The 23,539-nt window shown below is 66.8% G+C and carries 22 protein-coding genes and 9 tRNA genes; 18 read left to right on the forward strand and 13 right to left on the reverse strand.

What is annotated here, in order from left to right:
• The first annotated feature begins 94 nt into the window (after window positions 1-94).
• Window positions 95-604, forward strand: coding sequence for a DUF1249 domain-containing protein (locus AC06E9_RS05805; protein ID WP_121037347.1), 510 nt, complete (start codon window positions 95-97; stop codon window positions 602-604).
• 71 nt (window positions 605-675) lie between these two features.
• On the forward strand, window positions 676-1,164 hold the full coding sequence (locus tag AC06E9_RS05810) for an NUDIX hydrolase (RefSeq protein ID WP_088435401.1): 489 nt from the start codon (window positions 676-678) through the stop codon (window positions 1,162-1,164).
• 19 nt (window positions 1,165-1,183) lie between these two features.
• Here the strand turns inward: AC06E9_RS05810 and AC06E9_RS05815 are convergent, their stop codons facing one another.
• Window positions 1,184-1,834, reverse strand: coding sequence for a class I SAM-dependent methyltransferase (locus AC06E9_RS05815; protein WP_478055671.1), 651 nt, complete (start codon window positions 1,832-1,834; stop codon window positions 1,184-1,186).
• Between the two features lie 376 nt (window positions 1,835-2,210).
• On the opposite strand from AC06E9_RS05815, the gene AC06E9_RS05820 reads away from it, so the two are divergent.
• From AC06E9_RS05820 to AC06E9_RS05870, 11 genes are all read left to right on the forward strand, one after another.
• The gene (locus AC06E9_RS05820; RefSeq protein ID WP_070474651.1) at window positions 2,211-2,825 is read left to right on the forward strand and encodes a CDP-alcohol phosphatidyltransferase family protein; all 615 of its coding nucleotides are present in this window, start codon (window positions 2,211-2,213) and stop codon (window positions 2,823-2,825) included.
• Between the two features lie 52 nt (window positions 2,826-2,877).
• Window positions 2,878-3,957 carry a class III poly(R)-hydroxyalkanoic acid synthase subunit PhaE gene (gene phaE, locus AC06E9_RS05825; protein ID WP_478055672.1) on the forward strand — a complete coding sequence of 360 codons (1,080 nt, stop codon included), beginning with the start codon at window positions 2,878-2,880 and terminating at the stop codon, window positions 3,955-3,957.
• Entirely contained in the window at window positions 3,954-5,024 is a 1,071-nt protein-coding gene (gene phaC, locus AC06E9_RS05830; RefSeq protein WP_478055673.1) for a class III poly(R)-hydroxyalkanoic acid synthase subunit PhaC, read from the forward strand. Before phaE ends, phaC begins: the two co-directional genes overlap by 4 nt.
• On the forward strand, window positions 5,021-5,392 hold the full coding sequence (locus AC06E9_RS05835) for a YfeK family protein (RefSeq protein WP_152151245.1): 372 nt from the start codon (window positions 5,021-5,023) through the stop codon (window positions 5,390-5,392). Before phaC ends, AC06E9_RS05835 begins: the two co-directional genes overlap by 4 nt.
• Before the next feature lie 47 nt (window positions 5,393-5,439).
• Window positions 5,440-5,643 (forward strand): PspC domain-containing protein, encoded by a 204-nt coding sequence (locus tag AC06E9_RS05840; protein ID WP_121037325.1) that lies wholly within the window; start codon window positions 5,440-5,442, stop codon window positions 5,641-5,643.
• Window positions 5,640-6,098, forward strand: a complete 459-nt coding sequence (locus AC06E9_RS05845) for a hypothetical protein (protein ID WP_478055674.1) — start codon at window positions 5,640-5,642, stop codon at window positions 6,096-6,098. Before AC06E9_RS05840 ends, AC06E9_RS05845 begins: the two co-directional genes overlap by 4 nt.
• Window positions 6,099-6,257: 159 nt before the next feature.
• Entirely contained in the window at window positions 6,258-6,473 is a 216-nt protein-coding gene (locus AC06E9_RS05850) for a hypothetical protein (protein ID WP_121037322.1), read from the forward strand.
• Window positions 6,474-6,680: 207 nt separating this feature from the next.
• The gene (locus AC06E9_RS05855) at window positions 6,681-9,056 is read left to right on the forward strand and encodes a Tex family protein (protein WP_478055675.1); all 2,376 of its coding nucleotides are present in this window, start codon (window positions 6,681-6,683) and stop codon (window positions 9,054-9,056) included.
• A gap of 250 nt (window positions 9,057-9,306) precedes the next feature.
• The gene (locus AC06E9_RS05860) at window positions 9,307-11,505 is read left to right on the forward strand and encodes a PAS domain-containing protein (protein ID WP_282257567.1); all 2,199 of its coding nucleotides are present in this window, start codon (window positions 9,307-9,309) and stop codon (window positions 11,503-11,505) included.
• A 280-nt stretch (window positions 11,506-11,785) separates the two neighbouring features.
• Window positions 11,786-13,636 (forward strand): methyl-accepting chemotaxis protein, encoded by a 1,851-nt coding sequence (locus AC06E9_RS05865; RefSeq protein ID WP_478055676.1) that lies wholly within the window; start codon window positions 11,786-11,788, stop codon window positions 13,634-13,636.
• A 96-nt stretch (window positions 13,637-13,732) separates the two neighbouring features.
• Window positions 13,733-14,143, forward strand: coding sequence for a DUF4189 domain-containing protein (locus tag AC06E9_RS05870; protein ID WP_226956585.1), 411 nt, complete (start codon window positions 13,733-13,735; stop codon window positions 14,141-14,143).
• Window positions 14,144-14,214: 71 nt separating this feature from the next.
• Here AC06E9_RS05870 and AC06E9_RS05875 read toward each other — a convergent pair.
• Window positions 14,215-14,301, reverse strand: a tRNA-Leu gene (locus tag AC06E9_RS05875).
• 124 nt (window positions 14,302-14,425) lie between these two features.
• On the opposite strand from AC06E9_RS05875, the gene AC06E9_RS05880 reads away from it, so the two are divergent.
• Window positions 14,426-14,806, forward strand: a complete 381-nt coding sequence (locus tag AC06E9_RS05880; protein ID WP_121037162.1) for a response regulator — start codon at window positions 14,426-14,428, stop codon at window positions 14,804-14,806.
• 7 nt (window positions 14,807-14,813) lie between these two features.
• Here the strand turns inward: AC06E9_RS05880 and AC06E9_RS05885 are convergent, their stop codons facing one another.
• Window positions 14,814-15,770: an SOS response-associated peptidase family protein gene (locus AC06E9_RS05885; RefSeq protein ID WP_478055677.1), complete on the reverse strand. Its 957-nt coding sequence runs from the start codon at window positions 15,768-15,770 to the stop codon at window positions 14,814-14,816.
• 105 nt (window positions 15,771-15,875) lie between these two features.
• On the opposite strand from AC06E9_RS05885, the gene AC06E9_RS05890 reads away from it, so the two are divergent.
• Window positions 15,876-16,292, forward strand: coding sequence for a GNAT family N-acetyltransferase (locus AC06E9_RS05890; RefSeq protein WP_152151265.1), 417 nt, complete (start codon window positions 15,876-15,878; stop codon window positions 16,290-16,292).
• 49 nt (window positions 16,293-16,341) lie between these two features.
• Here AC06E9_RS05890 and AC06E9_RS05895 read toward each other — a convergent pair.
• From AC06E9_RS05895 to AC06E9_RS05940, 10 genes are all read right to left on the reverse strand, one after another.
• Window positions 16,342-16,417, reverse strand: a tRNA-Glu gene (locus AC06E9_RS05895).
• 49 nt (window positions 16,418-16,466) lie between these two features.
• A tRNA-Ala gene (locus AC06E9_RS05900) sits at window positions 16,467-16,542 on the reverse strand.
• 104 nt (window positions 16,543-16,646) lie between these two features.
• Window positions 16,647-16,722: transfer RNA gene (locus AC06E9_RS05905), tRNA-Glu, on the reverse strand.
• 49 nt (window positions 16,723-16,771) lie between these two features.
• Window positions 16,772-16,847, reverse strand: a tRNA-Ala gene (locus AC06E9_RS05910).
• 134 nt (window positions 16,848-16,981) lie between these two features.
• Window positions 16,982-17,057, reverse strand: a tRNA-Glu gene (locus AC06E9_RS05915).
• 51 nt (window positions 17,058-17,108) lie between these two features.
• Window positions 17,109-17,184 (reverse strand) — tRNA-Ala (locus AC06E9_RS05920).
• Between the two features lie 224 nt (window positions 17,185-17,408).
• Window positions 17,409-17,484, reverse strand: a tRNA-Glu gene (locus AC06E9_RS05925).
• 53 nt (window positions 17,485-17,537) lie between these two features.
• A tRNA-Ala gene (locus AC06E9_RS05930) sits at window positions 17,538-17,613 on the reverse strand.
• Between the two features lie 82 nt (window positions 17,614-17,695).
• Window positions 17,696-19,957: a heavy metal translocating P-type ATPase gene (locus tag AC06E9_RS05935; RefSeq protein ID WP_478055918.1), complete on the reverse strand. Its 2,262-nt coding sequence runs from the start codon at window positions 19,955-19,957 to the stop codon at window positions 17,696-17,698.
• A 68-nt stretch (window positions 19,958-20,025) separates the two neighbouring features.
• Window positions 20,026-20,424, reverse strand: a complete 399-nt coding sequence (locus tag AC06E9_RS05940; protein WP_121037154.1) for a heavy metal-responsive transcriptional regulator — start codon at window positions 20,422-20,424, stop codon at window positions 20,026-20,028.
• A 205-nt stretch (window positions 20,425-20,629) separates the two neighbouring features.
• Here AC06E9_RS05940 and AC06E9_RS05945 point away from each other — a divergent pair, with 205 nt between their 5' ends.
• The 3 genes from AC06E9_RS05945 to dsbG all read left to right on the forward strand — a co-directional run bounded on the left by AC06E9_RS05945 (window position 20,630) and on the right by dsbG (window position 23,460).
• The gene (locus AC06E9_RS05945) at window positions 20,630-21,694 is read left to right on the forward strand and encodes a helix-turn-helix domain-containing protein (RefSeq protein WP_121037152.1); all 1,065 of its coding nucleotides are present in this window, start codon (window positions 20,630-20,632) and stop codon (window positions 21,692-21,694) included.
• Window positions 21,695-21,807: 113 nt separating this feature from the next.
• The gene (locus AC06E9_RS05950; protein WP_478055678.1) at window positions 21,808-22,608 is read left to right on the forward strand and encodes a TlpA family protein disulfide reductase; all 801 of its coding nucleotides are present in this window, start codon (window positions 21,808-21,810) and stop codon (window positions 22,606-22,608) included.
• Between the two features lie 39 nt (window positions 22,609-22,647).
• A complete protein-coding gene (dsbG, locus tag AC06E9_RS05955; protein ID WP_121037148.1) occupies window positions 22,648-23,460 on the forward strand; it encodes a thiol:disulfide interchange protein DsbG in 813 nt (270 codons plus the stop codon).
• The last annotated feature ends 79 nt before the right edge of the window (window positions 23,461-23,539 follow it).

Consider the following 23,539-nt stretch of genomic DNA (forward strand, 5'->3'; position numbering starts at 1 on the left):
GGACTACCCTGCGTCCGTGAACCGGCTGCGGGCCGCCCCTTTGGCCGGGCCGGTGCCGCCCCCACGTTGGGAGATCAACGTGTAGGATCGACCCATGGCCCAGGCATCGCCCCGTATCGAACGCATCCCCCGGCTCAGCCGCCTGAGCTGGCTGATGGGCCTGTACGCCGAGAATTACCAGCACCTGGTGCGCCTGTTCGCACCGTCCGAGCTGATGCCCGGCAGCTACGTCTCCTCGATCGGCGATGGGCTCGATGTGCGCCTGGACGTGATCGAGTGCCACCGCTATACGGTCGAGCTGCGCCTGACCTACGACTTCGCCGACCCGGTCACTGGGCAGCCGGATCCTTCGGCCTATGTGCGCCTGTACCGTGACGCCCGCCAGGCCGAGACCACGCATTGCTACGTCGGTCGCCGCTGGCAGGACGTGATGGGCATGTACCCGCCGCCGGCCGAACTGATCAGCCACCGCATGCGGATGAACACCTTCCTCGGCAAATGGCTGGAATACCTGGCCGAGCGCGGCCACGGCGTGGCCACGCTGCACCGCGATGGCGCGGTGGCGGCACCGGCCGACGCGCGCCGCACCAGCGTGGTGCCCTGAGCCGGGTGCGCTGAGCCGGCCGCGGGCGGATCGCGCATAATCGGGGGTCTGTGTTCCAGAGCCTGTGCGAAATGCCCTATACCCCCATCGTGGCCACCCTGGGCTACGTGCTGTCCGCCGACGGCAAGCAAGTGCTGATGATCCACCGCAACGCCCGGCCCGGTGACCTGCACCTGGGCAAGTACAACGGCCTGGGCGGCAAGATGGAGCGCGATGAAGATGCCGCCGCCTGCATGCGCCGCGAGATCCGCGAAGAGGCCGGCATCGAGTGCGGCACCATGCGCCTGCGCGGCACGATCAGCTGGCCGGGCTTCGGCAAGAACGGCGAGGACTGGTTCGGCTTCGTGTTCGTCATCGATGACTTCACCGGCACCCCGCTGACCTCCAATCCGGAGGGCACGCTGGAGTGGGTGGACGTGGACAAGATCGACAGCCTGCCGCTGTGGGAAGGCGACCGCAGCTTCCTGCCGCTGGTCTTCGACGATGAGCCGCGCGCCTTCCATGGCGTGATGCCGTACCGCGATGGCGCCATGCAGTCCTGGAGTTACACCCGGCTGTAGGGCCGGCCAACGGCCGCTACTACCGGCGGGCCAGCAGCAGATGGAAGTGCTTGGTCACCTCGCGCCCATCGTTGCTGCGCCCGGTTTCGTGATGGGCGCGCCAGCCTTGTACGGTCAACCCAGCGCTGCGCAGGGCCTGCTCGACCTCGGCCAGCTCGCGCAGGTGGAACCCATGCGCAGTGAACGGCAGCGTGCGCATGAAAGCGGCATCGCCGAAGGCCAGGCAGAGCCGGCGGCCGGGCCGCAGCACGCGGGCCAGCTCGGCGAACGGGAATTTCAGTTCGTCCCAGAAGTACAGCGTGTTCACTGCCAGCGCCGCATCGATGCAGGCCGAATCCAGGGGCAGGGCGTGGGCATCGCCCAGGTGGACCTCGGCGCGATCCTGCAGCCCATGCATGGCCAGCACCGCAGTGCCCGCCTCGACCATCGCCGCTGAAACATCGACGCCCACATAGCGGCTGTGCGGTGTACGCAACAGATCGGGTGCGAAGGCTGCGTTGCCCGGGCCGATCTCCAGGACCTGTTCGCCGGGGGTCACTGACAGCAGGGCGATGGCGGCCCGGTTGAGGTCGCCGTTGCTGCGGTTCATCGATTCGGCCACGACGAGCGCGTGCTCACCGTGCGGGTGGCGCAGCTGGGCGGCCAGATGGTCGGGGGAAAGCACGCGCAAGACTCCTGTCGGTGGGCGGCAGGACCTGGCGGCGGCGGAGTCCATCCACCAGCTTAGCCCACTGATGGCACCGATGGGCGCGCGTGTGAAGGGGGATCGCGCCGCGGCAATGAGGATCGGTGATCAAGAAATCACCAGCGTCGCGTCTATTGAGATCGAGTTGTCCACAGGGGGTGTGGATGACTCGTGGGCAAGTTTGTGGATAAGCCGCGCCGGCCCCCGCCGGTACTCGCTGTCAAGATGGGTGGCCAAAAATTCACCGCAGGTCGTGCTGGCGTGAACGGCGCGGCAAGCGGGAGTACGGTGGCGTAGGGAACGCTGTCCCGGCGCGGGCCGCTCGCGGTACTCTCTTGCGATTGCCGCCACCTGATCCTTCATGAAACGTCACTTCTCGATGTTGCGCGAGTTCCACCTGGCTGACTGGTTCACCTTGGCCAACGCGTTCTGTGGCACCGGGGCGGTCTTTGCCGCCATGCGGTATCTGCAGGATGGCGAGCGCAGCTATCTGCTGTTCGGCATGGCCCTGATCCCCTTGGCCTTCATTTTCGATGCGCTGGACGGGCGCATCGCGCGCTGGCGCAAGTCCAGCTCCACGCTGGGCCGTGAGCTGGATTCGCTGTCGGACATCATTTCCTTCGGTGTCGCCCCGGCCGCGCTGGCCTACGCCTGCGGCATGCAGGGCGGCTGGGACTGGCTCGTGCTGAGCTACTTCGTCTGCTGCGGCGTCAGCCGCCTGGCCCGCTACAACGTGACCGCCGAAGCACTGGCCGGCGAGGGCGACAAGGTGCCGTACTTCGAGGGCACCCCGATCCCGACCAGCCTGGCGCTGGTGGTGGTGCTGGCCGTGGCGGCGAGCGTCGGGGCGACCGGCGCGGATCTGTGGCTGGGCCAGTGGCAGCTGGGCCCGTGGCAGCTGCACCCGCTGGTGCTGCTGTTCGCGCTGTCCGGCTCGCTGATGATCAGCAAGACCCTGCGCATCCCCAAGCCGTGAGGCAGGGCAGCGCGGCATTGCTATCATCGTTTCCCGAGACGGGAGGACGGTCATGACCACGGCGGGCAGCGGCAGCGGCGCAGGCGATGTAGAGGCCCTGGCGCGGCAGTATTTCAGTGCCTGGGGCGATGCCCTGCGGCATGCTGCGGCACCGCCCGGCCATAGCGCCGGCCCCGAGGGGCAGGGCAACTGGCAGCAGGCGATCGACTGGTGGGCGCAGATGATGCCCAACGCCGCCAGCGGCCCGGCCGATGAAGCCGTGCACCGTTTCCGTGAGCAGGCCGGTGGCTGGTACGGCACCATGCAGCAGGTGGCCGCGCAGTTTGCCGGCCGCGACACCACCAGTGCGGAAGTCGCGCAGGCGTGGCGTACGGCAGTGCTGGGCCAGGGCGACGGGCTGCTGCAGTGGATGCTGCAAGGCGCGCGTGGGCACACCCATGCCGAGGGGCCGGACCTGCTGCAACTGCTGGAAACCCTGCAGCGCCAGCTTGGCCCGTGGCTGCAGAGCCCGGCGTTCGGCCCCGGCCGCGAGCACCAGGCGCGCTGGCAGGCGTTGCTGCGCGCCCAGCAGGACTTCCAGGCACGCTCGCGCGATTACGTGGAACAGATCAAGCAGGCGCTGGACGATGCGTTCACCCTGTTCGAGCAGCGCCTGGCCGAACACGAACAGCCCGGCAAACAGCTGACCAGTGCGCGGGCGATGTTCGATCTGTGGATCGACGCGGCCGAAGAGGCGTACGCGAAGGTCGCGCTGTCCGAGCCGTTCCAGGCGGTCTACGCCGCGCTGGGCAACGCCCAGATGCGGCTGCGCGCGGCCACCCAGCAGGAAATCGAACGGTTGACCGAGAGCTTCGGGCTGCCGACACGCACCGAAATGGACGCGGCGCATCGGCGGATCGCCGAGCTGGAGCGGCTGGTGCGGCGCATGGCCGCCGGCGCGGCTGCGGGTGCGGCACCTGCCAGTGCGGCCAAGGCGCGCAAGCCCGCAGTGAAACCCGCCGCCGCGAGCCAGCGCACAACCCGCGCTTCCAGGCCGGCCAAGGCCACCGCCAAGCCCTCCAAGGCCTCCAAGGTCACCAAGCCCGCCACCACGCCGACCAAGCCGGCCAAGCCAAGGAAGCGCAGCGTATGAAGGGCCCCCTGGGCTTCAACGCCGAAGACCTTCTGCAGGAAACCCTGGCCATGCAGCGCAAGCTGATGGATGGCCTGAAGCTGCTGCCCGCAGTGGACGATGTCGATTACGGCGCGACCACCCGCGAGGAGGTCTGGCGCGACGGCAAGGTCACGCTGTACCGCTTCGTCGGCAGCGAGCCGCCGGTGCATGCCACGCCGCTGCTGATCGTCTATGCGCTGGTGAACCGGCCGTACATGGTCGACCTGCAGACCGACCGCTCGCTGGTGCAGAAACTGCTGGCACTTGGTCACGATGTCTACGTGCTGGACTGGGGCTACCCGGACCGCTCCGAGCGCTACCAGACGCTGGAGGATTACCTGCTGCGCTTCGTGGATGGTGCGGTGGATCACCTGCAGGCGCACAACGGTGGCGAGCCGATCAACATGCTCGGCATCTGCCAGGGCGGCGTGTTCGCGCTGTGCTATGCCGCGCTGCGCCAGGCCAAGCTGGCCAACCTGATCACGATGGTCACCCCGGTCGATTTCCACACGCCGGACAACATGCTCTCGCACTGGGCGCGCCAGGTGGACGTGGACCTGCTGGTGGACACGCTGGGCAACATCCCGGCCGACCTGATGAATGCCAGCTACCTGATGCTCAAGCCGTTCCGCCTCAACGTGCAGAAATACGTGGGTTTGCTGGACATCCTGGACGACAAGGATGCGCTGGAAGATTTCCTGCGCATGGAGAAGTGGATCTTCGACTCGCCCGATCTCGCCGGCGAAGCGTTCCGTGACTTCATCAAGCAGTTCTACCAGGGCAATGGCCTGATGCACGCCGGCGTGCGCATCGGCGAGGATACCGTCGACCTCCAGCAGGTCACGTTGCCGGTATTGAACATCTATGCCGAGCAGGACCATCTGGTCCCGCCGGATGCGTCACGCGCGTTGCGCAGCCGGATCGGCAGCACGGATTACACCGAGAGCAGTTTCCGGGGTGGCCACATCGGTATCTATGTCTCCGGGCGGGCCCAGCGCGAGGTCCCCGGTACGATCAACGATTGGTTGAAGGAACGTTCCGCATGACCCATCGCACCCGAGCCGTGCTCGCACTGGCCCTCATCGCCCCCAGCGTGGCGCTGGCCGCCCCGACCGACACCGCCCGCCGCGAGATCGCCGGCCTGATCGGCGCGCTGGATGGCTCCAGTTGCCGGTTCCAGCGCAATGGCAGCTGGCACGATGCGCCCGAGGCGCGGGCCCATCTGCAGCGCAAGTACGACTACCTGCTCAAGAAGGACAAGGTCGACACGGCCGAGCAGTTCATCGAACGTGCCGCCAGCCAGAGCAGCATGAGCGGCAAGCCCTACCGGATCGCCTGCCCGGGCCAGCCCGAGCAGACCGCAGCGGTGTGGTTCGGCGCGCGCCTGAAGGCCCTGCGCCAACGCACCCCGTAGACACGGTTCGCGCTAGAGTCGGCGCATTCCGGACCGAGACCCCGTGCATGAATACACCGCCGCGCCCGCTGTCCCGTTCGCTCAACGACCGCATGATCGCCGGGGTGATGGGCGGTATCGCGCATCGCTACGGCTGGAACGTCACCCTGGTACGGGTGCTGTTCGTGCTGATCTCGATCGGCTCGGCGGCCTTCCCGGGCATTCTGATCTATCTGATCCTGTGGCTGTTGATCCCCAACGAGGCCGATTGAGCCTGTCACCGGTGCTGCTGCGCGCGCTGCAGGTGCTCGGGGCGCTGTGGACCTCACCCAACACCCTGATCGGCCTGGCCGCCGGCACCGCCGGGATGCTGGCCGGTGCGCGCCCGTCATGGAACGGGCGCGACTGCGCGATCGTGTTCCGCCAGTTTCCGTGGGGCCCGGGCGGAGCGATCACACTGGGCAACGTCATCCTGCACACGGGGCCGGTGCTGGATGTGCCGTGCCGGACGTATGCGCATCAGGCCGGCCACGCCACCGAACCGGTGATCGGCCTGCACGACCATGAGCGGGCGCACGTCTACCAGTATCTGGTGTTGGGGCCGCTCTATCTGCCCGTGTACCTGCTGTGCGGTGGGGTGAGCGCGCGCAATCCGTTCGAGCGCGCGGCCGATGTCTATGCGCTGCAGGGGCGGGGCTGGTGGCCATCCATTCGTGATCCGCAGTGACGTTATCTCGGCGTTAAATCCATGTAAGAAAAATGTCGACAACGCGACGTCATCTGCATGCAAAAAAACGTTATTAGCCTGCATGACGAACCAGTCAGGTTTACCGGGGTAAGCTTGCAGCGCTGTATGAGCAAACGTTTTTCTGGAGGAATACATCACATGGCAATCGTTCTTTATGTCGGTGGTAGCAAGGATGGCGACAAGGGCCTGGTGCCCCATGGTTTCAGCAAGTCCCAGGCCGATACCGAACTGGGTCCGGAGATCTACACCGAGCGGTTCATGGAACTGCAGGGTGTGGGCAAGGTGCGGGTGATGGCGTTGGAGTCGATGCAGGACGAGATCGTCCACCAACGCGCGGCCGTGCATTACCGGTAAGCCAGTCACACCGCACAGGTGCCCGGTTGTCGCGGGCGCCCGCGCCGGCATCCCAGCCCCACGCAGGATGCCGGCGTGAACGCAGGCCCCCTCGTGTGGTCATCGCCACGGGGCGACAGGTTCGGCCCGACCTGTCAACGGCTTTCCCCCGCCGCCGCGCATCGCCAGAATGGGTTCTTTCCGCAAAAGCGGCTCCGGCCGGAAGCAATGCCTGACATCAAGCTCGCGCAGCAGATCGCCCAGACCATCGCCGATGAGATCGGTGCCCAGACCGCCCAGGCCCTCGCCGCCATCGCCCTGTTGGACGAAGGCGCCAGCGTTCCGTTCATCGCCCGCTACCGCAAGGAAGTCACCGGCGGCCTGGACGATACCCAGCTGCGCAACCTCGAAACGCGCCTGACCTACCTGCGTGAGCTGGAAGACCGCCGCGCCGCGGTGCTGTCCAGCATCGACGAACAGGGCAAGCTCAGCGACGAACTGCGTAACGAGATCCTCGGCGCGGACACCAAGTCGCGCCTGGAAGATCTGTACCTGCCGTACAAGCCCAAGCGCCGCACCCGTGCCCAGATCGCGCGCGAAGCCGGCCTGGAGCCGCTCGCCGATGGCCTGCTGGCCGATCCGGGCCTGGATCCGCAGGTGTTCGGCGCGACCTTCGTCGATAGCGACAAGGGCGTGGCCGACGTCAAGGCGGCCCTGGAAGGTGCGCGCGCGATCCTGATGGAGCGTTGGGGCGAAGATGCCGCGCTGGTCGGCGAGCTGCGCAGCTGGCTGGGCGAGAACGGCGTGATCCGCGCACGTGTCGCCGAGGGCAAGGAAGAGCAGGGCGCCAAGTACCGCGATTACTTTGAACACGCCGAGTCGCTGGCGAAGATTCCGTCCCACCGCTTGCTGGCACTGTTCCGCGCGCGCCGCGAGGAAATCCTGTTCCTGGAACTGGACCCGGGCAGCGATGCCGAGGCCGGCAATCTGTATGCCGAAGGCCGTGTCGCGCACAACGCGGGGATCCGTGATGCCGGCCGCCCCGGTGATCGCTGGCTGCTGGACGCCTGCCGCCTGACCTGGCGCGCCAAGCTGCACATGCACCTGCTGCTGGACCTGTTCAACCAAGCGCGCGAAAAGGCCGAGGCCGAAGCCATCTCGGTCTTCGGCGACAACCTCAAGGACCTGCTGCTGTCCGCCCCGGCCGGCCCCAAGGCTGTGCTTGGCCTGGACCCGGGCATCCGCACCGGCTGCAAGATCGCGGTGGTCGATGCCACCGGCAAGCTGGTCGCCACCGACACCATCTACCCGCACGAGCCGCGCCGCCAGTGGGACCAGTCGCTGCATACGATCAAGCAGCTGTGCGTGCAGCACAACGTGGAGCTGATCGCGATCGGCAACGGCACTGCCAGCCGCGAGACCGACAAGCTGGCCGGTGACGTGATCAAGGCGCTGGGCGACACCAAGCTGCAGAAGATCGTTGTCAGCGAAGCCGGCGCGTCCGTCTACTCGGCGTCGGAATTCGCGGCCAAGGAGTTCCCGAACCTGGACGTGTCGATCCGCGGTGCGGTATCGATCGCGCGCCGCCTGCAGGATCCGCTGGCCGAGCTGGTCAAGATCGAGCCCAAGGCGATCGGTGTGGGCCAGTACCAGCACGACGTGGACCAGTACCGGCTGGCACGTGCGCTGGATGCGCGCGTGGAAGACTGTGTCAACGCGGTCGGCGTGCACGTCAACACCGCCTCGGCGGCGCTGCTCTCGCGCGTGTCGGGGCTGTCGTCCACCGTGGCCGAGAACATCGTGCGGCATCGCGATGACAACGGTCCGTTCAAGCGCCGCAAGGACCTGCTCAAGGTGCCGCGGCTGGGCGAGAAGACCTTCGAGCAGTGCGCCGGCTTCCTGCGGATCGCCGACGGCGACCAGCCGCTGGATGCCTCCTCGGTGCACCCGGAAGCCTACCCCGTGGTGGAGCGCATCGTGGCCGCCACCGCACGCCCGATCAAGGCACTGATTGGCGACGGCAGCTTCCTGCGCGGCCTCAAGGCGGAGCAGTTCACCGACGCCACCTTCGGTGTGCCGACCGTGCGCGACATCCTCAAGGAACTGGAAAAACCCGGCCGCGATCCCCGCCCGGAGTTCAAGGCCGCGCGCTTCGCCGACGGGGTCGAGGAACTGAAAGACCTCAAGGTCGGCATGATCCTGGAAGGCGTGGTCAGCAACGTGGCCGCGTTCGGTGCCTTCGTGGACATCGGTGTGCACCAGGATGGCCTGATCCACATCTCCGCGCTGTCCGATACCTACGTCAAGGATCCGCGTGACGTGGTCAAGGCCGGTGACATCGTCAAGGTGAAGGTGCTGGAGGTCGACGTGGCGCGCAAGCGCATCGCGCTGACCCGCCGTCTGGATGACACCCCGGCCCCGGCCAAGGCCCCCGGTGAGCGCGATGCGCGCCCGGCCGGTGGCGGCCGCCGTGACGGCGGGGCGGGCAATGGGCCGCGCGGTAGCGGTCGTGGCACCCCGTCCGGGCCGCGCCCGGGCAGCGCCGCACCGCCGGCCAACAACGCGCTGGCAGACGCCTTCGCCCGGGCCAAGCGCGGCGGCTGACAGCGCTGTTGGTGCTGCCAGGGGCCGCCTTCGGGCGGCTTTTGGCGTTTTCCGGGGTCCCGGTGGCCGGGGGCACTTCTGGTTTGACGCGCGTTTACGCACACTTCCCCTTGAATGCCCGTAGGGTGGGTGGACGGCGGGGAGCCCAGATGACAGACGACCAGGCAGGACCGGGCAGCCGGGCGGGCCGCAGCGCCGATCACCGCGCTGGCGCAGGGCTGTGCGCGGCGTGTCGGACCGGAGCGCACGCATGAGCCGGCAACCGGACGCCCCCCTTGATGCGGCTGCCGCGCTGCGCGACATGGCCGAGCAGCGGCATCGGCTGGAAATGATCATCGAAGGCACCGCGGCGGGCACCTGGGACTGGGACATCCCGGGCAACCAGATGCGGGTCAACGAGCGCTGGGCGGAGATCGTCGGCTATACGCGCGAGGAACTTGCGCCGATCACGCCGGAGACATTCTTCAAGCTGGTGCATCCCGACGATCTGGCCCAGTCCAATGCGCTGCTCGAGGATCATCTGGAAGGTCGCTCGTCGCATTACGACAGCCTGTGCCGGATGCGCCACAAACAGGGCCACTGGATCTGGGTGCAGGACCGTGGCCGCGTCTACGAGCGCGATGCGCAGGGCCGCCCGCTGTGGATGGCCGGTGCCCACGCCGACGTCACCGAACTGCAGCAGGCCCGCCAGGAGGCGGCCAACATGCGCCAACGCCTGCAGGCGGTGGTGGATGCGTCTGATGAGGTGGCGGTGATCGCCACCGATGTCGATGGGGTGGTCAATCTGTTCAACACCGGTGCGCAGAAGCTGCTCGGTTACCGCCCCGATGAAGTGATCGGCCGGGTCAACCCGGGGCTGTTCCACGATCCGGATGAGATGCGCGCCTACCTGCAGCCCCAGGTGGGCGCGGATGGGCGCATGCCGACCATTTTCGAAGCGCTGACCGCGCGCGCCGCGCAGGGCACCTGGTCGCACCAGTGGACCTTCCTGCGCAAGGACGGCGAGCGGCGCCAGGTGCGCCTGTCGATCAGCCCGCTGGACTGCGCCGGCGGCAACCGGATCGGCTACGTCGGCATGGCGGTTGACCTTACGCCCCTGCTGCAGGTGCGTGAGCAGGCCTTCGTCGCGGCGGAGAAGTTCGCCGGCGCGTTCTCTTCGGCGGCGCTGGGCATGGCCCTGGTATCGCTGGAAGGGCGCTGGCTGGACGTCAACGATTCGCTGTGCGGCATCCTCGGCTACACCCGTGCCGAACTGCTGCAGATCGATTTCCAGACGCTGACGCATCCGGACGATCTGCATACCGATCTGGCCCTGCTCGGCGACCTGCTGGCCGGGCGCCGCGAGCATTACCACATGGAGAAGCGTTACCTGGGCAAGGCCGGCAACCTGGTCTGGGGGCGGCTGTCGGTGTCGCTGGTGCGCACGGAAAATGGCGAGCCGCTGCATTTCGTTTCGCAGATCCAGGACGTGACCGCCCAGCGGCTCAGCGGCCAGCAACTTCGCGAATCCGAGCAGCGCACCCGCGTCACGTTGGATGCGGTGGCCGACATGGTGCTGACCCTGGACCTGCACGGCGGCATCCAGTACGCCAACGCCGCGGCCACCCGCGCGCTGGCCGGGGAGGGCGCCGGGGCCTTGGCGGGCAGCCAGCTGCAGGAGGTGATGGAGCTCACGACCGAATACGCGCCGCGCTCCCCGCTGGATGTGGCCGTGCTGCTCGACCCGGACAGCAATGCGGTCGACCTGCATTCGGACCTGCTGCTGTCAGTGGGGGCGCATCTGCTGCCGGTCGACCTGACCCGCGCCTGGCTGCGCGATGAAAACGGCCAGTCCACCGGCGCGGTCTGGGTGATCCGTGACGTCACCCAGCAGCGTGCGCGCCAGCGTGAAGCCCGGCATCTGGCCGAAATCGATCCGCTGACCGAGCTGAGCAACCGGCGCGGCTTCGAAGCGCACCTGCAGCAGGCCATCACCCGGGTCGCGCGGACCGGGCAGTCGGCCTCGTTGATGTATATCGACCTGGACCACTTCAAGCCGGTCAACGATACCCATGGCCATCTGGCCGGCGATGCCGTGCTGTGGGCGGTGGCCAGCGTGCTGCGGCACGGCGTGCGCGATTCGGACATCGTGGCGCGCTTGGGGGGCGACGAGTTCGCGGTGATCCTGGCCGGCTGTTCGCTCAAGCGTGCCCGCCGCATCGCCAGCGATCTGCTCGAGGCGATGCGGGGGTTGTCGATCCCCTGGGACCAGCGGCGGTTGAGTGTGGGCGCCAGCATCGGCATCGCGCCATTGTTCGGGGGTATGAGCGTGGATGACGCGGTCGCCGCGGCCGATGCACAGTGCTACCGGGCCAAAGCGATGGGACGCGACAACGTCCAGGTGGAGGCCGACGCGCTCGGGGCCGTGGATCCCCTCGACGCCCTGGATGCGAGCGAAAGTGGCGAATGAGCACGGCCGGCCCTGCGCGGCGCCGGCCCGATGGTCGCCCTAAAGGTTTCAGAATCTCCGCCGTTATATGACTCGCAGTTGCTGCCCGTCTGCTCACGTGGATATCTGGCCGTACACCTTTTTTAAATGGTTCATGTTCGCCGGCCCGCCCGGTGTTTGAAGCCCATCGAAGTTGCGTCATCCCCACTGACGATCTTCGTGAGTCCCAGCCAACGGAATACCGCCACCGGGCCACCGCCCGGCGCTGACCTATTCGCTAACCGGACACCGAGGTCTAACGATGATTACTTCAGGCTTGCACACGCATGTGCCAGGTCGCGCCAGCGACGCCGACGCCGACGCCGGGTCGTTGTGGCGAACGCTCACGGCATGGTTCGTTTCCCGTCGCGCGGCCCATGGCAGCGCGGCATCGGCCGCGCTGCAACGGCAGGCCGAGCTCGAAGAGCAGATCAAGGCGCTGCATAGAGTCCAGGCCGTCATCGAGTTCCACCTCGATGGCACCATCGTGCATGCCAACGACAATTTCCTGCAGACACTGGGCTACACGCTGGAGGAGATCCAGGGCAGGCACCACGCCATGTTCGTGGATGCCGAGTATGCGAAGAGCGGGGAGTACCGGGACTTCTGGGCCAACCTGGGCCGCGGTGAGTTCGACGCCGGCCAGTACCGGCGGATCGGCAAGGGTGGACGCGAGATCTGGATCCAGGCGTCCTACAACCCGGTGTTCGACAGCAACGGACGACCGTACAAGGTGGTCAAGTTCGCGACCGACATCACCGCGCAGAAATTGCAGGCGGCCGACTTTGCCGGCCAGCTCGCCGCGATCAACACATCGCAGGCCGTGATCGAGTTCGACCTCGAGGGCCGCATCCTGGCCGCCAACGAGAACTTCCTCTATGCACTGGAGGAGGTGCGCGGGCAGCACCATGCGATGTTTGCCGAACCGGCGTATCGCGAGAGCGCGCAATACCGTGCGTTCTGGGCAAAGCTCGGCCGCGGCGAGTACGATGCCGGCCAGTACAAGCGCATGGGAAAGGGCGGGCGCGAGGTCTGGATCCAAGCTTCGTACAACCCGATCTACGATATGAACGGACGGCCGTTCAAGGTGGTCAAGTACGCTACCGACATCACGGCCCAGGTGCGTGACTCCCTGGCGCTGCAGCAGGCCGTCGCGCAGACGCGTGAAGTGGTGGCGGCCGCGCAGGGTGGCGATCTGACCGGCCATATCGCCACCCAGGACAAGACCGGCCCGATCGCCGAGTTGTGCGAGGGCATCAATGCGCTGGTCGAAGCGATGGCCGGCATCATCACCCAGATCAAGCTGGCGGCCGACACCATCGCCGTGGGTGCCAGCGAGATCGCCGAAGGCAACAGCGACCTGTCCGTGCGCACCGAGCAGCAGGCGGCCTCGCTGGAGGAGACCGCCGTCTCGATGAAGGGGCTGACCGCAACCGTGCGGCGCACCGCGGACAACGCCCGCCAGGCCAATGAGCTGGCCGGTGGCGCGGTCGAGGTGGCGGCGCAGGGTGGCCACGTGGTGCAGGAGGTGGTCTCCACCATGTCGCTGATCAATGACTCCTCGCGGCGCATCGTCGACATCATCGGCGTGATCGACGGTATCGCGTTCCAGACCAATATCCTGGCCCTCAATGCCGCCGTGGAAGCGGCCCGTGCCGGCGAGCATGGCCGCGGCTTTGCGGTGGTCGCCTCGGAAATCCGCTCGCTGTCGCAGCGTTCTGCCGAAGCCGCCAAGGAGATCAAGCAGCTGATCGGCGACTCGGTGGAGAAGGTCGGGGCGGGCACGCGCCAGGTCGAAAGCGCGGGCCGCACCATGGACGAGATCGTGGTCAGCGTGAAACGCGTGAGCGATCTCATGGCCGACATCAGCGCGGCGGCCCAGCAGCAGAGCGAGGGCATCGAGCAGATCAACCAGGTGGTCGAGCACATCGACGAGAGCACCCAGCAGAATGCCGCGCTGGTCGAAGAGGCCTCCGCGGCGGCCCGCAGCATGGAAGAGCAGTCCACCCAGTTGCTGCAGACGGTGGCGGCGTTCCGGGTGGCGGGGGCGGGCACGCATCGCTCGGTGCACCTCAATCCCACTACTGGCCAGCCCGCATTGCGTCTGGTCTGACTGCCGTGCGGGATGCATACGGCGCGCGGCTTTGGGATACTCGATCTTCCAAGGACAGGTCGGAGTATCACAATGCGGATTGCACCACGGTTGAGCATGCTGCTGGTCATGGGGATGGCCCTGCCTTGCACTGCGGGCGCGGCGTCGGCGGTGTTTTACGACGCCGACACCGGTGCCTACGGCTATTCGATGAACAACCGCAGCGTCAGCACGGCCATGCAACAGGCGCTGGGGTATTGCGCGCAGCGCTCACCCAACTGCAGCACTGTGGCCAGCACGTCGGAAGGCGGTTACTCGGCGCTGTATACGGGCACGGGTGCCATGGGTGTTGCCCTGTCCGCACAGGATGATGCCGCTGCTCAGCGCAAGGCCGAGGCGATGTGCCGGCGAAAAGCAGGGGACTGCCGGCTGGCGCTGCTGTGGCGCGAAGAAACGGTGGCCCCGTCCGTGCCGCCGGTTCCCCCGATCCCGCCACATACCCTGCCTCCGATCGAGCCGGCCGGGTAACGGTCGCGGCGCTGCCGAGCAGAATGAAAAAACGCCCCGGATCCGTCGATCCGGGGCGTTCTGGTTTTCCATGGTGCCGAAGGTGGGACTCGAACCCACACGCTTTTAAGGGCGGCGGATTTTGAGTCCGCTGCGTCTACCGATTCCGCCACTTCGGCTGGCTGGCCGCGTAGTGTATACAAGATGTCGGCATTTGTGCAGACCTGAATGCTTAAGTTCCTGTCAGGGTTTCACCTACGCAGGACGCTATACTCATCGCGCTGAACCATACAGGGAGTCGTCATGAGCGCGCTGCAGGATCTTCGGGTGCTGGTGGTGGAGAACGACGAAATGAGTGCCGCCCTGCTGCAGATGCAGTTGGTGCAGTCTGGCGCGGTGGTGGTGGGGCTGGCGGCGTCGGTATCCGAGGCGCTGCGGCTGCTCGGCGAGACCCAGCCACACGTGGTGCTGCTGGATTACCGCCTGGCCAACAATGAAACCAGTGAAGCGGTTGCTGCGGCGTTGGCCGCGCGCCAGATTCCCTTCGTGCTGGCCACCGGCATGGCGACCGAGCATCTGCCCGAGGCCTTCCGGGCAGGCATCATCCTGACCAAGCCCTACCTGACGGCCGAGTTGAATGCCGCGCTGGGGCGGGCACGGATAGGCGATTCGGTCGCCGGCTGAGCAGCGCTCACGCCGCTTCGGCGTGCGCCAGTGTTACCGGCTCGCGATCGTCCAGGATCCGGTACAGCGCAGCGAGGTCGCGGGGGTCCGGGTTCAACCAGGCATCCAGATGTTCGCGCCGGATCGGCACGATGCAACGGTCGTGGCCGGTGCGTGCCACATCGGCCGGTGGCGCGTCGGTGATCGCGGCAAACGACAGCAGGCGGCCTTCCGGTCCTTCCCACGCCGCCCACAGGCAGGCGATCAACAGATCGCGCGGCGGCTGCGGGCTGAATTCCAGCACCACGTTCTCGGCTTTCTCGCCGGGTGAGAGCGGGCGCTGCTCCAGTGCATGCCGCGGCACGTGCTCGTAGAACGATTGCACCACCACCACGCCATGCTGGTGGCCGAACGCGGATTTCCAGTACGCGTCCAGGCTGTCGCGGCGCGCGTTGTAGGTGCCGGGAAACAGCACGTCGTTGCGCGCGGGCTTGTCCGGCAGCCGGCATTGGTAGCGCATCGGCTTGATCACGCGCTGGCCCTGCTCGGACACGATCACCGGCGCGTAGACGCCGGGGAAAATGCGGCTGTCGCGCGGTACCAGGCCGGCACGCTGCAGATCGGACAGGCGCGTCTGCGCACGTTCAATCCGATTGCCAGCCACGCGCAGTTCATTGCGCGCCTTCTGCGTGGGACGGGCGGCCAGGTGTGCTTCGGCCGCCTTCAGCCGGGCGCTCTGCAGGCGCACCTCCTCATCCAGCGCCTGCATCTCCTCGGCATGCCATTGCTGTATCCGCGCCACGATCTGCTGGCCCCGCGCGGTGCGCGCGCCGGCGAAGCCATCGTCCATCGCCTTGGGGGTTTTCGGGCGTTGCTTGCCGGCGTCATGGGCATACAGCTGGGCGAACTCGTCCAGGGACAGCATGGCGCCGTACTCACGGACCAGCTTGGTGTAATCGGCGCGGATCTGGGCGGAATAGCACATGGCGGCATAACAGGGTGGGCAGGGGGACAGGATAGGCCGGTGGGTCGCACATGCTGCGAATACGTTCGGGCATGCTGAGCGTCCATTCATTGCCGGACCGGTCTCATGTTGCTGCCTGCTGGTGTTCATTGCATTCCCCTGGCGCCGAGCGTGGAGGAATACCGCGCGCTGCGGGTGCTGGCCGGCCTGAGTCCGAAAACGGCCGATGCGGCGGCGCGTGGCCTGCCCAACACGGTCTTCGGTGTGAGCCTGCGCGAGGGCGACCGGTTGCTGGCGATGGGCCGGCTCATCGGCGACGGCGGCTGCTTCCTGCAGGTGGTGGATATCGCCGTGGTCCCGGACCGCCAAGGTCAGGGGCTGGGCAAGGCGGTGATGGCCGAGCTCGATGCCTGGCTGCACGCCAATGCCCGAGGTGCCTATGTGAGCCTGATCGCCGATGGCCAGGCGCACCGGCTGTATGCGCAGTTCGGTTTCAGCGTGACCGCGCCGCGCTCGGTGGGCATGGCGAAGGTGGTGGCGTAGGCCCATAAACAAACAGCCCCGACCGAAGTCAGGGCTGTTTGTTTGAAGCTGGCGTCCCCACGGGGATTCGAACCCCGGTCGCCACCGTGAAAGGGTGATGTCCTAGGCCTCTAGACGATGGGGACGCGTTAAACCGAATTTTGGCTTCTATCGGACGGCCTGTGTCCGGAGAAGTGGTGGAGCCAGGCGGGATCGAACCGCCGACCTCCTGCATGCCATGCAGGCGCTCTCCCAGCTGAGCTATGGCCCCACAGTTGTGCTGCGAGCCGCCTATCATAGCGGCGGTCTTGCCGAATGGGAAGGGGTTCGTCAAACAAAAAGCCCCGACCGAGGTCAGGGCTGTCTGTCTGAAGCTGGCGTCCCCACGGGGATTCGAACCCCGGTCGCCACCGTGAAAGGGTGATGTCCTAGGCCTCTAGACGATGGGGACGCGTTAAACCGAATTTTGGCTTCTATCGGACGGCCTGTGTCCGGAGAAGTGGTGGAGCCAGGCGGGATCGAACCGCCGACCTCCTGCATGCCATGCAGGCGCTCTCCCAGCTGAGCTATGGCCCCACGTTGTACCGCGAGCCGCCTAGTGTATCTGCCTGTTCACGTTTGTGGAAGCCTTTCGGGCATCCGCATCGCAACCGCAGTAGGCGGTGAACAAAAAGACCCGGCATGCCGGGCCTCGGTGTTCTTCTGATGAGTGGCGTCCCCACGGGGATTCGAACCCCGGTCGCCACCGTGAAAGGGTGATGTCCTAGGCCTCTAGACGATGGGGACGCATAAACTCATCAAATTGTTCAGCACACCCGAACGGCCTAAGGTCCGGAGTGGTGGAGCCAGGCGGGATCGAACCGCCGACCTCCTGCATGCCATGCAGGCGCTCTCCCAGCTGAGCTATGGCCCCACGATGCTGGAGGCGGAATTCTACGCGGCCGTGAAGCATTCGCCAAGTCTTTTTTCTGAAATACCGAAGAAAGAATGCACGCAGGCATCCATCTGCAGAGGCCGACGTCTGCGTGGGCGAGCGCATCAACACGCACGCGATATAACAGGCGGCCAATGCCGAGTGTTGATCGATGCGTGAGAAACAAAAAGCCCCGACCGAAGTCAGGGCTGTTTGTTTGAAACTGGCGTCCCCACGGGGATTCGAACCCCGGTCGCCACCGTGAAAGGGTGATGTCCTAGGCCTCTAGACGATGGGGACGCACGAAAACTTCAAATTTTGTCACTGCAATCTGATCGGCCTAATGATCGGATTGGTGGAGCCAGGCGGGATCGAACCGCCGACCTCCTGCATGCCATGCAGGCGCTCTCCCAGCTGAGCTATGGCCCCACGTCGTGAGGAGCGAAATCATAGCGACGACGTTTTCGATTGGCAAGAAAAAAGTGAAGAAATATCGTCATGCAATCCGTTGTCACTCGCCGGGCAGTCGTTGATGGCGAAGCCGTAGTGCATTGCTGATCACCGAGACCGAACTCAGACTCATCGCCACCGCCGCCAACATCGGCGACATCACGATGCCCAGCGGATACAGCACGCCGGCCGCCACGGGAATGCCGAGGCCGTTGTAGAGAAACGCAAAGCCCAGGTTCTGCCGCATGTTGCGCACGCTCGCGGTGGACAGTTGGCGCGCACGCAGGATGCCGCGCAGATCGCCTTTGACCAGCGTGACCTGTGCGCTCGACATCGCCACATCGGTGCCGTTGCCCATCGCGATACCAACGTCGGCACTCGCCAACGCCGGCGCGTCGTTGATGCCATCGCCGGCCATCGCCACCTTGCGGCCCTGTGCCTGCAGCGAACGGATCAAGGCGGCCTTGTCGGCGGGGCGCATCTCACCGTGGACGTCATCCAGGCCGAGTTCCCGCGCGACGGCCTTCGCGGTGGCCGCGCCGTCGCCGGTGGCCATGACGATGCGCAGGCCATCGTGGTGCAGCTGCACGATGGCTTCGGCGGTGGAGGCCTTGATCGGGTCAGCCACCGCGAGCAGGCCCCCAAGCTGGCCATCGACGGCGAGGTACATCACGCTGGCGGCGGTGCTGCGCAAGCGCTCGGCATCTTCGCGCAGCGCCTCCAGTGCGACACCGTGTTCGTCCATCAACGCGGTATTGCCAAGCAGCAGCCGCCTGCCGTCCACCACGCCCTGCACACCCATGCCGGTCAGGGAATCGAAATCGTCCACGCTGGCCAGCGGCATCCTGCGCGCGTGCGCTTCGGCCACGATCGCGGCCGCCAACGGATGCTCGCTGCCTTGGTCCAGGCTTGCCGCCCACTGCAGGATCTGGGCGGCAGCGAAGGGCGCCACCGCCCGCACGTCGCGGAATGCTGGCTTGCCCTCGGTCAACGTACCGGTCTTGTCGACCACCAGCGTGTCGATGTGGCGCAGTGCTTCGATCGCCTCGGCATCGCGGAACAGCACGCCGTGCTGCGCGGCGCGACCGGTGGCGACCATGATCGTCATCGGTGTGGCCAACCCCAATGCGCACGGGCAGGCGATGATCAGCACCGCGACCGCGCTCAGTACCGCATGTGTCCATGAGGGCGCCGGACCGAACAGCCCCCAGCCGAAGAACGTCAGCACCGCCACCGACAACACCACCAGCACGAACCAGTACGCGACGGTGTCGGCCATGCGCTGCATGGGGGCACGTGAGCGCTGCGCCTGCGCCACCAGCTGCACGATCTGCGCCAGCATGCTGTCATCGCCAAGGCGATCGGCGCGCACGACCAGGCTGCCAGTGCCGTTGAGTGTCGCGCCGATCACCGTGTCGCCCACGGCCTTGGCCACCGGCACCGGCTCACCGGTGAGCATCGATTCATCGATGGAGGAGCGGCCTTCGACGACCGTGCCATCCACGGGCACCTTCTCACCGGGGCGCACGCGCACGCGGTCGCCGGGCTGCAGCGCGGTAATGTCGACGTCTTCCTCGCGGCCATCCCCGCGCAGCACGCGCGCGGTCTTCGGTGCCAGGCCGAGCAGCGCCTTGATCGCGGCAGAGGTCTTCGCCCGTGCGCGCAGCTCCATCAACTGGCCGAGCAGCGTGAGCGAGATGATCATCGCCGCCGCCTCGAAGTAGACGCCGACATGTCCATGCTGCTGGAACGACGGCGGGAACAGACCGGGCGCGACGGTGGCGACCACGCTGTAGCCGTAGGCCGCCAGTACGCCCGTCCCGATCAGGGTCCACATGTTCGGGCTGCGGTTGCCGATCGACTGCGCCCAGCGCTGCAGGAACGGCCAACCGGCCCAGAGCACCACCGGCGTCGCCAGGGCCAGCTCGATCCACACCCTCAGATCGGGCGCGAGGCCGTGCAGCACGGGTGTCATCGCCAGCATCGCCAGGGCCATCGTCGCCACACTCAGCGGCAGGCTCCACCAGAAGCGGCGACGGAAGTCGATCAACTCGGGATTCTCGCCCTCATCCAGGCTGGGCATCTTCGGCTCCAGCGCCATGCCGCACAGCGGGCAGGTGCCGGGGCCTTCCTGCACGATCTTCGGGTGCATGGGGCAGGTGTACAGCGTGCCGGTGGGGGCCGGGTCGCCGATGTGTGATGCCGGTTCCAGATAGCGCTGGGGGTCGGCGATGAACTTTCGCCGGCAGCCATCGCTGCAGAAGTGGTAGTCGCTGCCGTCATGGCGGGCATGGTGGGCCGTGGCGGCCGGGTCGACGGTCATGCCGCAGACCGGGTCGGTGGAAGGGCCGTCGTCCGCACGGGAGACCTTGCTGTGGCCGTGGCTGGCGTTCATTGGCGTGACTCGGTCAACGCGGTCAGGATCGGGCACTGTTGCTGATCGCCATGCCCGGGGCAGGCATCGACCAGCTGCTTGAGCGCGCCGTGCATCCGCTGCAGTTCGCTGATGCGCTGTTCGATGTCGGTGAGCTTGTTCACCGCACTGTCGCGGATCTGCGCCATGTCCTGGCCACGCTGATCGCTGAAGGCCAGCAGATCGGCGATTTCATCCAGGCTGAAACCCAGTGCCTTGGCGCGGCGGATGAACTGCAGGCGGGTCAGGTCGCTCTCGCTGAAGACCCGGTAGCCGCCGGCGCTGCGCCGTGCGGTAGGCAGCAGCTGCTGCCGTTCGTAGTAGCGCACCGTGTCGATGGGCACGCCGGCCTGGCGCGCGAGCTGTCCAATGTTCATGAGCACCTCGTGGATGACGCTCCATTCTGAACCTTGGAGTCTGCTCCAGAGTCAAGCCGGAACCCCACTGGAAATTCAGTTGGCGTGAAATTTACAACTAGTTGCATGGTCGTTCTCCCGGGACGCCCGTAGCCTCAGGCGATCTTATGTATCGACCTGTTCTGCCCGGCCCCACGCCGGCAGGCACTGTCCCAGGAGAAGGGCCATGGACGCACCCCGCAACACGTTGCAGCCGGACCGCCGGCCGGACACGCCGACCCTGATGGAAGTCGCCGTGGTGGAATTCCCCGGCAGCCTGCGTGCCGCCGCGCCCGTACTGTCCGAGCTGGCGCAGCGCTGCAACCGCACCGTGGCGGCCGGGCGCCGCACCGGCCCACGCATGCTGGTCACGCGCTGGACGATGTCCGCCCGTGGCATGCAGCGGGTCGCGGGGGCGGAGCTGTTCGGCGAGGCCCTGCCGGCGATCATTGTCGTGCCAGGCAGCGAATCGAGCTGGACCATGGCGCCGCCGGACGAGCGCCTGCTGGCCTGGGTGCGGGAATGTCATGATGGCTGCAGCCTGCTCGCCGGCTGCGACGAGGGCGGGCTGCTGCTGGCTGCCGCCGGCGTGCTGGCCGGGCGCTCGGTCAGCGTTCCCGATCCCGCGCGCTGTCCGGCGCTGCGTACGATGGTGCCCAGCTGGCTGCCCAGCGAGCGCACGCTGGTCGATGACGGTGACCTGCTGACCGCAGCAGGCCAGGAGGCTTGGAAGTACCTCAGCCTGCGCCTGCTGGCACGGGTGTACGGGCAGGGTGTGATGAACACCGTCATCCAGCAGCTGCAACTGGTGATCCCGCGCACCGAACTGGATGATCTGGAACGTTTCAGCCCGAATTTCGCCCACGGCGACCGCTGCATCCTCAAGGCACAGCGCTGGCTGCACGGTATCGCCGCACGCGGCGTGGGGCTGGACGACATCTGCGCACAGGCCGGTCTGGAGCCGCGGACGCTGCAGCGACGGTTCCTGAAAGCCACCGGCATGCGTCCGATCGAGTACTGCCAGCGCCTGCGCATCGCCAAGGCGCAGTTGCTGCTGCAGGCGGGCGGGGTCGTGGACGAGGTGGCGTGTGCGGTGGGCTATTCCGACCAGAGTGCGTTCCGGCGGTTGTTCCTGCGCATCGTCGGGCTGACGCCGGCACGCTATCGCCGCCAGCTGGCGGCGCAGCAGCGCGAGCATGCAGCAGTACGACCGGTCGGCCGAGGGGTCGAGGCCATCCGTTCGGTGGCCTGAATCGCGCGGTACCGGCACGCTTGATCCATTGATGCCTTGCTGGGACCATGCGGGCGGGCCCGATGCAACAGCCGTCGCAGTTGGCGTGTCCCGGGCGACGGCGGAGAGAAGCAATGATCAGCAGTGTAGGCCCGGTACCGCTTGCGGTCGTGTGGGTGTTGGTGGGTCTGGGCATCGCGATGCTGGTGGCCAGTGTGGTGCGTGCCCCGGCAATCGAGGGCGCACCGCGTCCGCGATCGGTGGTGGTGGACATGCTGCTGCTGGGCCTGCTCGCCGGGCGGGCAGGTTTCGTGATCTGGCATGCAGCCGACTATGTGGCCGATCCCTGGGCAGTGCTGCGTATCGGCGATGGCGGGTTTGTGCTGTGGCCGGCACTGCTGGTCGGGCTGGGGTGGGGCGGGTGGCGCCTGCGTCGCTGGCCCACACTGCGCCGCCCCGTGGCTGCCGCTGCGCTGGCAGGCCTTCTCGGTTGGGCCGTGCTGTCCACCGGCGCCGGCTGGCTGCAGCAATCGCGGGTGTCATTGCCTGCGATCACCCTGACATCGCTGCAGGGCGCGCCCGTCGCGCTTGACGAGGCCCGGGGCGAGCCGGTGGTGATCAACCTCTGGGCGAGCTGGTGCGGCCCCTGCCGCCGCGAGATGCCGGTACTGGCACGCGCACAGCAGCGCCATCCTGATATCCGCTTCCTGTTCGTCAACCAGGGCGAAACGCGCGACGAAGTGGATGCCTTCATGGCGGCCGAACACCTGTCGCTGCGCAATGTGCTGCTCGACCAAGAAGCACGTGTTGCCGAACGGCTGCAGGTACATGCGTATCCGACTACCCTGTTCTTCGATGGGCAGGGCCGGCTGCGGCACCTGCACCTGGGCGAGCTGACGGCCGCCGGCCTGCAATCCAAGCTCGACGACCTGTAAGGGTCGCGGGTCGTTTATTCCATGAATCCAGGAGTCTCCATGACGTTGAAATCCTCGCGCACGCTGATCACCGCGCTGTCCGCCGCGCTGCTGATCGCACTGGCCGGCTGCAGCCAGGCGCAGACGCCGAAGGCCCCGGCAGAGAAGGCCGGCGGTGAACGGCCGGCGGTGCTGAAGGGCATCGAGAAGCATGGGTTCGAGGTGATCGGCGAGTTCGACGCACCCGGCGGCCTGCGCGGTTTTGCCGGTGTGGTCGGTGGCCAACAACCGGCGGCGGCGTATGTGACGGCTGATGGGAAGAACGTCGTGGTGGGCAGTCTGTTCGATGCCAACGGCGAGGATGTGGGCGCCGCGCCGCTGGAGAAACTGGTGGCCAAGCCGATGTCCGAGCGCTCGTGGAAGAAGCTCGACGAGAGTGCGTGGGTGCGTGACGGCAAGGCCGACGCGCCGCGCGTCGTCTATACCTTCAGCGATGCGAACTGCCCGTACTGCCACCGCTTCTGGGAGGCCGCGCGGCCGTGGGTGGACGCGGGCAAGGTGCAGCTGCGCCACGTGATGGTCGGTGTGATCCGCGAAGACAGCCCTGCCAAGGCGGCTGCCATCCTCACCGCGCCCAACCCCAGCGCTGCGCTGCTGGAGAACGAGCGCCTGTTCGACAAGGGCGGTATCAAGCCGGCAGCGTCGTTGACGGCGGAGGTCGCCAACAAGCTCGATGCCAATCAGGTGCTGATGATCGAGCTCGGATTCCAGGGCACACCGGGCATTTTGTTCAAGGACGCCCAGGGAATGGTGCAGCGCCGTTCCGGCATGCCGCAGGGGGATGATATGACCGTGGTGCTCGGCCCGCGCTGAGCACTGGCGACCGTAGTGTCACAGCGCGCCGGGCATTGCCCGGCGCGTTGCGTTTGGGCGGCCGGATATCCGCCTGGTA

The organism is Stenotrophomonas sp. Steno-Z10-BAI, from assembly GCF_056393115.1.

What these genes read in the sequence shown, in the direction of transcription:
- AC06E9_RS05950 (WP_478055678.1), top strand. Translation starts at nt 21,808, where the DNA reads ATGATCAGCAGTGTAGGCCCGGTACCGCTTGCGGTCGTGTGGGTGTTG.
- AC06E9_RS05890 (WP_152151265.1), top strand. Translation starts at nt 15,876, where the DNA reads ATGTTGCTGCCTGCTGGTGTTCATTGCATTCCCCTGGCGCCGAGCGTG.
- AC06E9_RS05885 (WP_478055677.1), bottom strand. Translation starts at nt 15,770, where the DNA reads ATGTGCTATTCCGCCCAGATCCGCGCCGATTACACCAAGCTGGTCCGT.
- AC06E9_RS05860 (WP_282257567.1), top strand. Translation starts at nt 9,307, where the DNA reads ATGAGCCGGCAACCGGACGCCCCCCTTGATGCGGCTGCCGCGCTGCGC.
- AC06E9_RS05870 (WP_226956585.1), top strand. Translation starts at nt 13,733, where the DNA reads ATGCTGCTGGTCATGGGGATGGCCCTGCCTTGCACTGCGGGCGCGGCG.
- AC06E9_RS05820 (WP_070474651.1), top strand. Translation starts at nt 2,211, where the DNA reads ATGAAACGTCACTTCTCGATGTTGCGCGAGTTCCACCTGGCTGACTGG.
- AC06E9_RS05850 (WP_121037322.1), top strand. Translation starts at nt 6,258, where the DNA reads ATGGCAATCGTTCTTTATGTCGGTGGTAGCAAGGATGGCGACAAGGGC.
- AC06E9_RS05840 (WP_121037325.1), top strand. Translation starts at nt 5,440, where the DNA reads ATGAATACACCGCCGCGCCCGCTGTCCCGTTCGCTCAACGACCGCATG.
- AC06E9_RS05880 (WP_121037162.1), top strand. Translation starts at nt 14,426, where the DNA reads ATGAGCGCGCTGCAGGATCTTCGGGTGCTGGTGGTGGAGAACGACGAA.
- AC06E9_RS05810 (WP_088435401.1), top strand. Translation starts at nt 676, where the DNA reads ATGCCCTATACCCCCATCGTGGCCACCCTGGGCTACGTGCTGTCCGCC.
- AC06E9_RS05855 (WP_478055675.1), top strand. Translation starts at nt 6,681, where the DNA reads ATGCCTGACATCAAGCTCGCGCAGCAGATCGCCCAGACCATCGCCGAT.
- AC06E9_RS05865 (WP_478055676.1), top strand. Translation starts at nt 11,786, where the DNA reads ATGATTACTTCAGGCTTGCACACGCATGTGCCAGGTCGCGCCAGCGAC.
- phaC (WP_478055673.1), top strand. Translation starts at nt 3,954, where the DNA reads ATGAAGGGCCCCCTGGGCTTCAACGCCGAAGACCTTCTGCAGGAAACC.
- AC06E9_RS05805 (WP_121037347.1), top strand. Translation starts at nt 95, where the DNA reads ATGGCCCAGGCATCGCCCCGTATCGAACGCATCCCCCGGCTCAGCCGC.
- AC06E9_RS05935 (WP_478055918.1), bottom strand. Translation starts at nt 19,957, where the DNA reads ATGACCGTCGACCCGGCCGCCACGGCCCACCATGCCCGCCATGACGGC.
- dsbG (WP_121037148.1), top strand. Translation starts at nt 22,648, where the DNA reads ATGACGTTGAAATCCTCGCGCACGCTGATCACCGCGCTGTCCGCCGCG.
- AC06E9_RS05945 (WP_121037152.1), top strand. Translation starts at nt 20,630, where the DNA reads ATGGACGCACCCCGCAACACGTTGCAGCCGGACCGCCGGCCGGACACG.
- AC06E9_RS05835 (WP_152151245.1), top strand. Translation starts at nt 5,021, where the DNA reads ATGACCCATCGCACCCGAGCCGTGCTCGCACTGGCCCTCATCGCCCCC.
- phaE (WP_478055672.1), top strand. Translation starts at nt 2,878, where the DNA reads ATGACCACGGCGGGCAGCGGCAGCGGCGCAGGCGATGTAGAGGCCCTG.
- AC06E9_RS05940 (WP_121037154.1), bottom strand. Translation starts at nt 20,424, where the DNA reads ATGAACATTGGACAGCTCGCGCGCCAGGCCGGCGTGCCCATCGACACG.